General features: G+C 49.3%; 9 protein-coding genes. 4 read left to right on the forward strand and 5 right to left on the reverse strand.

Going from position 1 to position 12,868, the window contains the following annotated elements:
* Positions 1–40 precede the first annotated feature (40 nt).
* Positions 41–1,267, reverse strand: a complete 1,227-nt coding sequence (locus SBL51_RS10005; RefSeq protein ID WP_317930785.1) for a CoA transferase — start codon at positions 1,265–1,267, stop codon at positions 41–43.
* A gap of 397 nt (positions 1,268–1,664) precedes the next feature.
* Between SBL51_RS10005 and SBL51_RS10010 the strand changes: the two genes are divergently transcribed.
* Positions 1,665–3,134 (forward strand): aldehyde dehydrogenase family protein, encoded by a 1,470-nt coding sequence (locus tag SBL51_RS10010; RefSeq protein WP_317930787.1) that lies wholly within the window; start codon positions 1,665–1,667, stop codon positions 3,132–3,134.
* Positions 3,135–3,219: 85 nt separating this feature from the next.
* Here SBL51_RS10010 and SBL51_RS10015 read toward each other — a convergent pair whose 3' ends face one another.
* Positions 3,220–4,896 (reverse strand): FAD-binding protein, encoded by a 1,677-nt coding sequence (locus SBL51_RS10015; RefSeq protein ID WP_317930788.1) that lies wholly within the window; start codon positions 4,894–4,896, stop codon positions 3,220–3,222.
* Between the two features lie 346 nt (positions 4,897–5,242).
* On the opposite strand from SBL51_RS10015, the gene SBL51_RS10020 reads away from it, so the two are divergent.
* Positions 5,243–6,124 (forward strand): SMP-30/gluconolactonase/LRE family protein, encoded by an 882-nt coding sequence (locus tag SBL51_RS10020; RefSeq protein WP_317931147.1) that lies wholly within the window; start codon positions 5,243–5,245, stop codon positions 6,122–6,124.
* Here SBL51_RS10020 and SBL51_RS10025 read toward each other — a convergent pair.
* Both SBL51_RS10025 and SBL51_RS10030 read right to left on the reverse strand, forming a co-directional pair.
* The gene (locus tag SBL51_RS10025) at positions 6,121–7,512 is read right to left on the reverse strand and encodes an FAD-binding oxidoreductase (protein WP_317930789.1); all 1,392 of its coding nucleotides are present in this window, start codon (positions 7,510–7,512) and stop codon (positions 6,121–6,123) included. The genes SBL51_RS10020 and SBL51_RS10025 overlap by 4 nt on opposite strands.
* Before the next feature lie 86 nt (positions 7,513–7,598).
* Positions 7,599–8,336: an HpcH/HpaI aldolase family protein gene (locus tag SBL51_RS10030; protein ID WP_317930790.1), complete on the reverse strand. Its 738-nt coding sequence runs from the start codon at positions 8,334–8,336 to the stop codon at positions 7,599–7,601.
* 316 nt (positions 8,337–8,652) lie between these two features.
* On the opposite strand from SBL51_RS10030, the gene SBL51_RS10035 reads away from it, so the two are divergent.
* Positions 8,653–9,903, forward strand: coding sequence for a cytochrome P450 (locus SBL51_RS10035; protein WP_317930791.1), 1,251 nt, complete (start codon positions 8,653–8,655; stop codon positions 9,901–9,903).
* 853 nt (positions 9,904–10,756) lie between these two features.
* Here the strand turns inward: SBL51_RS10035 and SBL51_RS10040 are convergent.
* Positions 10,757–11,380 carry a TetR/AcrR family transcriptional regulator gene (locus SBL51_RS10040; RefSeq protein WP_317930792.1) on the reverse strand — a complete coding sequence of 208 codons (624 nt, stop codon included), beginning with the start codon at positions 11,378–11,380 and terminating at the stop codon, positions 10,757–10,759.
* A 192-nt stretch (positions 11,381–11,572) separates the two neighbouring features.
* Between SBL51_RS10040 and SBL51_RS10045 the strand changes: the two genes are divergently transcribed.
* On the forward strand, positions 11,573–12,856 hold the full coding sequence (locus tag SBL51_RS10045) for a cytochrome P450 (RefSeq protein ID WP_317930793.1): 1,284 nt from the start codon (positions 11,573–11,575) through the stop codon (positions 12,854–12,856).
* Positions 12,857–12,868: the final 12 nt, after the last annotated feature.

Genomic DNA, 12,868 nt, shown 5'->3' on the forward strand with positions numbered 1-12,868 from the left:
AGCAACCTCCGCGACTTCATGGACTTTCCTATTGGAACGCTTAGGCTATCGCGCCCAACTCTTTCAGCGCCTCTATCTCCTCCCACGCCAGCCCCATCTCCATTAATACTATTTCGGTATGCTCAGATGCTTCCGGGGCACGCGTGTTGGCCACCGGTTCATGATTGAACTGCACAGGGTTACGCACTAATTTTATTGGCTCACCACCATCACCGGCTTCCACCTCAAATAGCATGTCATTGGCCAGAGCCTGCTCATCCTGCCCCATATCCAGCAGACTCTGAACCGGCGCCCATTGACCTGTGAAGGATTTTAAATGCTCACGCCAATAGTGAAAGGGCTGCTGGGCAAATAGCTCAACAATAATTGAGCTCGCCGCTTGCCAATTTTCCATTAAGCTCTTGGCGGTAGAGAAACGCGGATCATCGGCGTACTGAGGAGCCCCCAAGTGTTCAAACAGGCTGCGAATATGTGGCCCGGGTGTAAGAGTGCAGAGGTTGATAGTACCGCCATCGGCAGTAGTGAAATTACCTAAAAATGGATTACCCGGTGCGCTGCCGGACGATGGCATGGAAGCAGATCCAACCCGGCCACTGTCGAGCGCCATGTCGATTGAAGTACCGGCTGCCCACCACGCGGTGCTTAACAATGAGACATCGATCTCCATAGCCTCGCCGGTTTTTTCGCGGTGAAACAGCGCCGCCGAAATGCCGCCCGCAATAAACATCCCACCAATAGAATCGCCAAACGCTGGGATCGACTGGCCTAATGGACCGCCCAATTCGGGTGGGCTTAAGGCGTGAGCTATACCACTACGATTCCAAAAGGCAGTGCTGTCGAAGCCACCCACATCCCGTTCCGGCCCCTTATCACCGTAAGCACTACCACGGGCGTAGATAATATTTGGGTTAGCAGCGCGGATATGCTCCAAGTCTATCTTAAGCTTTTGCCGCTGGTTCGGCAGGTAATTGGTGAGAAACACATCCGCAGATTTCGCCAATTCATAAATTATCTTTACGCCTTCCGGTTTGGACACATCGACACCAACACTGCGCTTGCCTCGATTGGGGTGCTCGACAAAGGGGCTGCGTTTCGGGTTCACCTGCATTCCGCCCAGGTTGACAAACCCCCTTTGAGTATCGCCGCGTACTGGGTGTTCGATCTTTATGACATCCGCCCCCCAATCCGCCAACACAGCGCCAGCTGCTGGCACATAGGTGAACTGAGCGACTTCCAGCACTTTGACACCTTTCATTACACGAGACATAGATGACACCTTATTAATTATTATGATTCAGAAAACAAACTACTCAACCGCCTATTTACCCACCCAGGCGCCTACCAAATTGCTGATTAGTTTCGGAAAATCACTTGATTATGGTAGGTTATGGCGAAGCCATATCCTAGCGCACTGTAAATCAAGCTACCTAATAACGTGTTATAGCCAACACACAGCCACACAATAACTGATCTTGCGTTAGTTTTAATCATTGTACTACACTACCCTACTTTGGCAACCTATGTAGCTAGAACAGTAGTGTTAGCCCAATTTACATGGAGTATTGGTTGGTCTGTTTGGCCTAGAGTTAGTCACCGGTAGTCGGCTGCAGCCGGGCCCGACTGCAATCTTCCATAGTCAATAATAACGAATAGTGAGAACTGAGATGGAACCCCTACCTACTGCCAATCTATTTATTGAAGGCGTGTCACGGCCAGCACAGAACGGCAAACTCTTTGATAATATCAGCCCCTGGACCGGCGAAGTGGTCGGCCAGGCTGCAGAAGCCACCGCCGCCGATATCGAACATGCGATTAGCGCTGCCCGAAAAGCCTTCGATGAGACCGACTGGTCCCGCAATCACACAGCTCGACACCAGGCAGTGACCCGTTTTGTTGAACAGCTGGAACAGCACCGCGAGCAGTTAGTCACTATTGCACGGGTAGAAGTGGGAGCGGGTGTCGGCGCGGCTAACCTGTTTCAAGTTCAAGGTGCATTGGATGGAGCTAGGGATCTGGTCAACGCGTTTGCAAGTGTTACCTGGCAGGAGAGTCGTGGCGTTCGGGAATTTATGGGCAGTAACACTGAACGCGTCGTCACCCGTGAAGCACTTGGTGTGGTTGGCGCAATTACCCCTTGGAACGTACCCCTTTATATAAATGTAGGCAAAGTCATCGCCGCTCTGCTTGCGGGTTGCACGGTTGTATTAAAGCCCGCTCCGGACACCCCTTTAATGGGGGCCATAATGGGAGAATTAGCCGCTCTAGCCGAGCTTCCAGCGGGAGTATTCAACGTAATCACCTCCTCCGATCCAGCCATGGCCGGTGAGATGTTAACGGCCGACCCGCGAGTTGACGTGATCTCTTTCACCGGCTCAACAGCCGTAGGTAGACGCATAATGGCGGCCGGTTCAGTCACACTAAAACGAGTATTCTTGGAGCTGGGCGGGAAATCCGCGCGTATTATTTTGGATGATGCCGACGACTTTCCCATGGCTGTGATGAGCTCCATTGCCGTCTTTCACGCCGGCCAAGGCTGTGCACTACCAACGCGACTACTTGTACCCAAGAGCCGCTACCAAGAGGCCATAGAGTGCCTGTCACTTGCTTACCAAGGCTTTGAAGAGATGTGGGGAGATTTTGACAACCCCGAAAATATTATGGGGCCGGTCATCTCCAAACGTCAGCAGGAAAGGGTGATGGGTTATATTCAATGTGGTCTTGATGAAGGCGCAAACCTGCTGCACGGCGGCAACAGACGTCCCGATAAAGGTACGGGCTTTTTTATTGAACCCACCTGTTTTATTGATGTAACCAATGATATGCGAATTGCCCAGGAGGAGATCTTTGGACCGGTACTGGTGGTCATCCCCTTTGAGGATGACGAAGATGCTATCCGAATAGCCAATGAGAGCATCTACGGTTTGGGCGGGTACGTGGTTTCAGGTGATTTGGAACGAGGTAAATATGTGGCCAATAGAATCCGCGCCGGTGCGATTTCGGTCAATGGCGGCATGTCTATCATTGGCGACCTGCCATTTGGCGGATTCAAACAGAGTGGCATGGGTCGCGAATGGGGCCCAGAGGGCATCTGCGAATTTACGGACCTTAAATCGATTGCCTGGTCAGTCGTATAAAACACTTGGCGAAACGATCTATAGAAGCCCGGGTGTAACCCGGGCTTCTTTTGTAGTGCATTCGGTGGGCTACAGTAATTGCTCGTTATCTATTGGCATTTAGCAACGCATGCTTAGCGGCCACATAACCCCACACGAAGGATGGCCCAACACTACTGCCCGCCCCCGGATAGGACCTTCCCATCACAGACGCAGTAGAAATACCAGTGGCATATAACCCGGGAATTACCTTACCCGATTCGTCCAATACCCGCGCATCGCTATCGGTAACAACTCCGCCATAGGTGCCAACATCCCCAGGATAAACTTCAACAGCGTAAAAAGGCCCCTGCGAGATGCTCCCTAGTGACGCTGACGGCTGATGACAAGGGTCTCCCAGCCAGCGGTCGTAAGCCCGGGCACCACGATTAAAATCCTCATCGTGGTTGTTGGCAACAAAGCCATTAAACCGGTTCACGGTCGCACTCAGCACACCTGGCTCTATAGCCAATAAATCCGCTAACTGCTCAATTGAGTCGGCTTTCTTTAGGTAACCACTCTCTAACCAATTCGCTGGCTTTTTGGCTCCGGGCATGGTTCCGGCAAACATATACTTAGTAATGTATTGGCTATCGAAAATAGCCCAACTGGGTACCGCAGGGTAGGTTTTATGGCGTTCAAGCATACCTCGGCAATACGCCATATAGGAGCCACCTTCATTCATGTAACGAACGCCGGTCTGGTCAACCAAAATAGCATGCGGTGCGGCAGTAACAGCCTGCATGGCTGGCTTAACTGGGTTATCTTCACAACCGGGCGGAATAGTCGTTTGATAGCCAACAAAGGCATCCATTTGTGCTACGGCAGCCCCCTGTTTGATCATCTCTTGGATCATTTCACCAGTATCGGTTTCGATGGTGTTGGTCCATTTTGCTGAGGTTCCCGGTTGAAAACGATCACGCATGGCCTGGTTATGCGAGAAACCACCGGCGTTGATCAGCACGCCTAAGCGGGCGCCAACTCTTTTCGTCTTGCCCCCCTCCTGGGTTACTACACCAGTGACCGCACCATCTTCGACAATCAACTCCGATACGGGAGAGTTCAAACGAATCTCCACTCCCACCTGCAGTGCTGCTTTCAACATTCGGCCTTGCAGGGCAGCACCACAGGCAACCGGCTTTTTACCGCGAAGTTTGGCTCCAAGGTTGTAAAGCACGGTTTTTAACATGATGAATTTCGAACGCCAAGACTGCTTAAAGTTGGGAATCATCAGCAGTTCATCGAGCGGCCCCGCCAGAGGCGCAAAACTGGGTCGCAACTTGTTTGCCCACTCACCCAACTCATTACAATCAAACACCTTGGCAACCACTGTTCGGCCAGCCTCACTGCCGCCGGGAAGTTCATCGTAATAATCCGGCCAGTAGGCAACCCGGGTAAGCTCAACACCCTGCTTAACCAGGAAATCAACCATGGCTGGCGCCTGTTCAAGGTAGGTGTTGCGGCGAGCTTTTGTTGCACCCGGCTGGTCGTCGAAGTCGCCTACCACTTGATCCAGATAAGTGGAGGCCTTTTCAAAGCTGTCGGCAATACCATCGCGATGCATGAACTGATTGTTGGGAATCCACATCACACCTCCCGAGCGGGCAGTGGTGCCACCAACCAGGTTGGACTTTTCCAGGATTAAAATATCCTTGTCACTGTTGCGCATAACCAGGCCTGCACACATGGAACCGCCGCCACAACCGACAACGACGAAATCACGCGTTTCATCAAAACTATTCATTATTATTATCTCTAAGCCTTCGAGACAGGCTGCCAATGATTTATGAGGAGATTAGGGCAACGCTACTAGCGCCTGACACCTATTGTATGTAAATTCGGCGCATCGCGTCTCAGGCCCCACACACGAATAGAGCGAAGCCCGCATAAGAGCGCTTGCGAGAATCGATTTTGATTAACAGCGAGCCTCTGTTGAATTCAGTCGCCAGTCAAATAAATCAACCTGTTTTTACTTTATCTTTAATAACTGACGGTTTATTATTTATCCAGGTTCGGCTTAAGTCAATCCGCACTTACATCAGAAATTGTTTGCAACCAATAATAAATATTGCATCTGCCAGGTATGCACCATGACCTCATCACCACGCTTTCAATGCGCACTCGCTGCCGAAAACCACTTAGGCGAAACCCCACTCTGGTCAAGCGAGGAGCAAGCGCTCTATTGGGTTAATTGCGAGCAACCTCCGCAAATACACCGCTGGCAACCAGATACTGGTGAACATAAAGTATGGCCAATGCCAGCGAGAGTAGGTGGCATTGTGCTTAAACCCAAAGGGGCGCTCCTGGTGGTACTTGCCGACGGGCTATACGACTTTGACCCTGGCACAGAAAAGCTGAGCCTACGTGTAAAGTCACCGCTACCCGACTATGTGAAGCTGCACGAATGCCAAACAGACCGCCAGGGTCGGCTCTGGGTTGGAGCCTATGACCACCATTTTTCACCAAGCAATCGTGATGCAAAAGGTGGCTCCATTTTTAGACTGGATGGCGACCAGCTCACACCAGTGATTAACAACATTAGTGTGGCAAACGCCATGGCATTTAGCCCCGACGGTAAAACGCTTTATATTTCGGATTCCCCCACCCGTAGAGTCGACACTTACGATCTGGATCCGGATACCGGTAATCTAAGCAATCCGAAACAATTTCTACAGTTACATGACGGCGAAGGTTTTGTTGACGGCGCCACGGTAGATGCTGAAGGCGGCTTCTGGCTGGCCGCGGTGGGCGCAGGTACCCTACGAAGGTACCTAGCCAATGGTCAGTTGGATCGCGTAGTGGAATTGCCGGTCTGCAACCCGACTAAACCAGCGTTTGGCGGGCCCCAAATGTCAACCCTGTTTGTTACGACCACCCGCTTACCGATAGGTAAAAACAGCGAGGCCAACGGTGGTTTATATGCCCTGGATATGGACACCTGTGGTGTGCAGGAATCCGAATTCAAAGGTTAACTGGGGATTAATTTACCTGGGTTTAAGATATTTTTCGGGTCCAGTGCCGACTTGATAGTACGCATTAATGCTATCTCCTCTTGGCTTCTGGTCATGGTTAAATACGGAGCTCGCGATAAGCCCACTCCGTGCTCAGCCGAAATAGAGCCCCCCACATCGGCCACCGCCTCGTAGATAGCCATATCCAAGGTATGGGCAATCTGATCATTTAACTCGCCAACACTCACTACTGCGTGCAGATTACCGTCACCCACATGGCCGTAAAATATCACCTCTACGTTGGGGTAGTGTGCGATTAGATTCGCGCGAGCGGCCGCCACAAAGGAGGGCATATCCGCCTGCCCCATACTCACATCGTAACTTCGAAACGGCCGCATAGGCGCAATCCCATGCTGCATCTCCTCTCGAATATTCCACAAAGCCTGGCGCTCACGCTCTGACTGTGCCAATACTGCATCAGCAACCAGCCCCATTTCCAGTAGGTGCGTCAACACTCGTTCAAACTGCTCTGCATCGGCATGTTCGTCCCCACCCATGGCTTCAATTAAGGCATAGTAAGTGTGACCCAGCGGCAGAGGTTTGGCCCCCGCATCTACTTGTGACTCACTCATACGTCGATAAAAGTCCTCCCACATTAATTCGAAGGAAGAGAGTCTGCCCGAAAGCGTACGGCCAAGCTCACGGAGTACTGCCATGCAGTTGTCAAAATCATCCATGGCCAGGAGCGCTGTTTGAGTGGTAGTAGGTAATGGTCGTAAGCGCACTACCGCTTTGGTAACAATACCCAGCGTACCTTCACTGCCAATAAGCAGTTGTTTCCAGTTATAGCCAGCATTATCTTTTAACATTTTGGTCAATGATGAGACGACCGTGCCATCCGCCAGAACCGCTTCCAGACCCAAAACCATGTCACGCATCATACCCCAGCGCAGCACACGATTACCGCCGGCATTGGTGCCAATAACACCACCTATGGTTGCCGAACCACGCGCGCCCAGATCCAACGGCAGCAGCAACTGATGCTCTTCCGCCGCCTCGCTTGCCAACTGTAGTATGCAACCGGCCTCCACAGTCATGGTCATGGCATCCTGGTCAATCTCTAAAACTTGGTTCATACGCTCTAGCGATAAACCAAGCCCGCCATTCGCAGGCACCGCCGCACCGCAGGTACCAGTTTGGCCACCAATAACCGTGACCGCAAGCTCATGCTTATTGGCACACGCCAGTATGGCAGCGACCTGCTCAGTGCTCACAGGTTTAAGCAAAAAAGTCGGGTTACCACTGTATTTTTTTGTAATATCCAGCCGATACTTCTCTTCGATAGCTGAATTTTCAAAGAGGTATTTCTCACCGACTATGGCTACCAGTTCTGCTTTGAGATTGCTCATTTAAAGTTCCGGAAATACTTTATTTTTATGTTATTACCAGGGAGTGGATTTACGTTCAAACCACCTCATCCATTATGGTATAACCCTTATAACTCTCTAAAATGCCTCACCATTTCAGTAGCGCCTGTACGAATAAAGCCGACATCGCTGCCCTGCACAATGAAGTTCACCCCCAATTGCAGCAAAGCTTTGCTGTAGCTACCACTAAAACTGGCACTAGCGCAGATTTTAGCGTTTTCCTGGCAGGCCTGAACCACCGTGGAGATGGCTGAAAATAGCGTTTTATTCTCGTCCAAGACCACACCCAACCCCAACGCCAAACCCAAATCGACCGGCCCTATAAACAACCCGTCAACTCCTTCGATGGCAGCAATATCGGCAACATTCCTTAGCCCCTCCTCGGTCTCAATCATGACCAAGCAGAGCGGCTCGTGCTGGCGCTGATCTTTGCCATAATAGTTGCGTACCCTACCAAAAGAACGGACTCCCCCTGGCGGGTAACGGCAGGCGGCCACTGCACGCCGCGCCTCTTCTGCCGTTGAGACCATCGGCACAATGACCCCGGCAGCGCCGAGATCGAGAGCACGCATTATTTGGATATGGTCAATCCAGCCCACACGCACCAAAGAGGGCACCTTGTTTAGATCCACAGCTTGAATCACGGCTCCCAACTGATCCCAGGTTATTGCACCATGTTGTGTATCCAGCACCAGACAATCATAACCACAACCACTGAGCGTCTCCGCAGTGTAGGTACTACCAATAGACAGCCAGGTAGCGAAAAGTCGTGCACCACCTCTATAACGATCGATCAACGAATCCATTAAGGGCCTCACTTTTTATTATTCATCTTGCGTCTTGCTATGTTATTGGCTCGCTTACACCAAGGGTTCAACCGTTGAACAGCATAAAGTAGCTTCCTCAACCTTAAACAGAAAATAACCAATCTAGGCTAAAAACAAGACGCGACCGCTAAATTTCAATACGGCCTAGCATTATACGTTGAGATAGGCTACATTAGCCACCAATAACTGACGATATGTTAGCTAATTGCCTAACAGAATAACAACCGCCAGTCGTTCAAAATAACAGCGCCTATCGCCAAAATACGCTGTCCCACTTTGGAAGGGCATAATAGTCATGAATAATCAGACCCAACCGCAAGTCATGGATTACGATCCGTTCACTCCAGCGGTAATGCAAGACCCTACCCCTTTCTACGAATACTTGAGACAAGAACAGCCTTTCTACTACCTAGAGAAATACGATAGCTATTTTTTGTCTCGATTTGCCGATATCGCTGAGGTTCTCTCCTATACCGATAACACCTTTATGCAAACCGAAGGGTCACTACCAACCCCGGCAGCTTTACGTGTACACAACCACGGGCAAGCACCGGAAGTGGCAGGCCTGGATCCCTTTCCTATTTCACAGCGGTTGGGCAACCCTATCCACAGTCAAGTACGGCGTGCCCATATTGCACCCATGATGCCCGCCCAACTTAAACAGCTGCAGAATTTTATTCTCCAATTGACTAACGAGCGGCTTGACCAGCTTCTACCTAAGGGCAAATTCAATTTAACTCGCGATTTCGGCGGTTATGTCTCTTCGAACACAATCATGCACCTAATGGGGATGCCAAAAGAGGAAGCTGAATTTTGCCTGGATTTAGTCAACTCCGGCACTACCACCGACCCAGAACTGGGTGGCTTTGATTCTGCCGCCACCGCAAAAAAGGCAATTCAACACTATCTGCCCTACGTACAGGCGAGAATGGACGCAGGCGCCGACGGCTCTGTCCCTATGGTTGATGGTTTAATCAATTTTCGCCTAGAAGGCCGAGCCTTAAACGCGGCAGAAGTAGCACAAAATTTGGTATGTGCATTTATTGGTGGTATTGAATCCGTACCCAAGGTCACCGCACATGGATTAATGGAGCTTGCCAACCACCCCGAACAGCAGGTTGCTGTTCGCTCAGACTTGGAGAAGAACACCCCCAAAGCGGTGGAAGAGATGCTGCGCTACTGCGCGCCCGCACAGTGGTTTATAAGAACAGTGCATAAAGAAGTCACCATCAACGGCCAAAAGATGCTGCCTGGCCAGAGAGTGTTTCTCCTCAATGCCTCTGCTTTACGGGATGACCGCGAGTATAAAGACCCGTATAGCTTTCAGTGGGATCGACATATCCCAAGAACGCTGGCATTTGGCCAGGGAATGCATTTTTGTATTGGGGCCCACCTCGCCCGTTTAGAGATAAAAACGATGGTGAAAACCTTTCTGGAACGAGTACCTAATTACAGTTTTGATATGGCAAATGCCGAAAGACCCGCTTCCAGTTTCCAAATTGGCTGGAATACATTGCCGGTCATCATAGGCGAGGGGTGGCATTAGCTGCCCCATGCTTACAAAGGTGAAATAACTTAACTCTCTGGCACAGATATTCGAAAATAATAAATCATACCGCCACTAACGTGGGCGTTAATCTTACCAATCAGCTTATTATCTGCTAGTAAAATTCACTTCCCTTAGTGGATCAGACGCGCAGCTGGACGGACGTAAGTCACAATAGTCGTAACTGAGCAAATTGTGTGAGCCATATCACTAGGTGAATTAACGCCCTGGACCTATCTCAAGGACCGTAGATCAATTTAGGACGGTCTCTTAGCGACAGTCACGTTGCCCCTTTACTCCCAGATGAAAAATTTTTGAACTTTTGGATTCAGGAGGAGTAAAAAAACGCAAATTTAGTAAAGCCTAAATTTGCGCAAAGACGCTATTCTTTAACAAGTATGAAAGCGAAAACTAACCGTTAAATCTCGGTCTATTTAGAGCTTAGGAGCAACCGACAATCGTAAAAGAACCATTGCAAACAAATTCACTCGCACTAATAAACACACCGAAAACTAACGATACGTCATCTTTACAAGAAAGTCTACCGTTGCGGGTGATTTAACGAACTAGACCACTAACTTATTTCAGTAATTAGAATATTCCTAGCTAGGTGATATTAAGCTAATACTCCGACCAACCTGTTGCCAAGCAAATTGTTCAGGTTGCACTGTTCAACCGCCATCTTCCGACTGTTCTAGCTAAAACGCTTTTGAATTCTAGCGTGCTTAAAGGATGGCTGGGAGTACTCAAAGCTGGCTATAGAACATCCCTTAAGATCAGCTGCGGTGCACAATGCTGATAATAGCATCACTGGTACACAACAGGTTTAGAACTTACACATGTGTACTACACGTTAAACTTTCATGGCCAAGGCCTTGAACCCGACCGTTAGCACTGTTGTTAAAGAGCTGGCAAAAAGCGGGGTGAAATTAGCCCCTGAAAGATACAGTTGATGGTGAATCGGGCTAACCAGCATTGTCCAACAAATCGATAGCGGTGGCACAGATTCAATCTCCCCTCGCGTAACTGCTCGCTCCAAAATTGTCTGCAATAACACCATGCGGGGTTTAGCAAAGACTAAAGCAACTTCGTCTCTTAATCCCTTTGGAGCCCTGGGTCCACTTGCCTCCGCAGCAGCCACATGAACAAGACTAGAGAGCGAATCGGCTAAAAAATTGATCATTGCAGCGATATCAGCTTCCAAACTACCGGAGTCAATATCAACCACCTCAGATCCCACTGATCGAAAGGCAGCCAGAATTAACTCATCGGCGGTTGCCCAGCGGCGGTAAAGCGTCGCTGAGGATACACCCGCTTTGGCAATAACCTTATTTACAGCAAAGCCACCATAACCTTCGTTAGCAAGAACCTCTAAGGTTGCCGCAAGGATAGATTCATCTGCTTCCTGACTACGCTGTCGCCCAGGGCGCTTGCCATCTTGTCTATTAGAAGGTGTCTTCTTTTTTGGCCTATTCATTAACTTAGTATCTTTAGCTCTATCGGCACGAAACAATTTGATCTGGGTACTTTATCCAGTCGTTAGTTCTCACTTTTTTCACTATAACCGTTTTAATTTTGTATGAAAATGGTATATTTCGAAACACACTTGTTTCGTTATATATTCAACATAGATCACAGCCCCAAACCAGATAATAATCAGGAGCTTCTTATGAATGAAACCGCCCAGGCAAACATCCCCCAGGAGATGGCCAACAAACTAGTTACCCCCTCCACCTACGCTTCAGATGAGATCTACGAGATCTACCGGTGGTTGCGAGCCAACAACCCACTAGGGGTCGCAGAAGTACCCGGTTTCGATCCGTTTTGGGTTGTGACCAAACACGAAGATGTACTAGCTATAAGCCGCGACAACAAAAAATTTCCTTATGGTAATAGACCATCCACCTTGATGGATAAAGCAAGTGCTTCCGGCTCCATGCAAACCAGTGAATCACCGATAGCGCTGTCGCTGATCCAAATGGATGAGCCAATGCATATGAAATACCGGATTTTAACTCAATCCTGGTTTATGCCCGGCAACCTGAAAAAGCGCGAGCAAGAGATTCGAGAAATCGCCAAAAAATCTGCAGCTCGATTTAAAGCAATGGGTGGCAAAGGTGATTTCGTCGAAGAAGTTGCGCTCAACTACCCGCTAGAGGTCGTAATGAATATATTGGGCGTCCCCGAGAAAGATTTCCCAATGATGCTTAAAATTACACAAGAGATTTTTGGACCACTGGATCCTGACGTAAAAGAAGCCATGAAACAGATGAGCCAAGAGGATATCTCAAAAATTCAACAGGCTGTTGTTGGTGAGCTCATTCAGTATTTTGATACCATAACCAAAGACCGTCGTGCAAATCCAAAAGATGACTTAGCAACGGTTATTGTGCACGCGGAGGTAGATGGAAAACCCATTTCTGATGCTGCCATTAATGGTTATTATCTTATTATTGCAACCGCAGGACACGACACCACCTCCTCCTCCACCTCTATGGGCATGTGGGCGTTAGCCACACAACCTGGACTTTTGAAGCGCCTGCAAGCCGATCCATCGTTACTACCAGCCTTTATTGATGAGTCAATACGTTGGGCAACACCCGTCAAAAGTTTTATGCGCTCAAGTGCTGAAGATGTAGAGATTCGTGGTCGCAAAATCAAAAAGGGCGATTGGCTAATGCTCTGCTACGCAGCGGCAAATCGCGATGAAGAAGCAATTCCCAACCCAGATAAATTCGATATTGACCGCAAACCCAATAAACACGTTGCATTTGGTTTTGGCGCGCATCTGTGTTTGGGGCAAGCTCTGGCAAAAATGGAAATGAAAATATTGTGGGAAGAGATTATTCCCAAACTGAGATCGGTAAAGCTAGCCGGCGAGCCTAGGATGATTGAGAGCTTTTTTGCTAATGGGCTTAAGAAGCTGCCTATCGAATTCGAATTTGAAGATTGAGTGTAAGCTGCG

The sequence above is a fragment of the Halioxenophilus sp. WMMB6 genome (assembly GCF_033283405.1).
Lineage (GTDB): Bacteria > Pseudomonadota > Gammaproteobacteria > Pseudomonadales > Cellvibrionaceae > Halioxenophilus.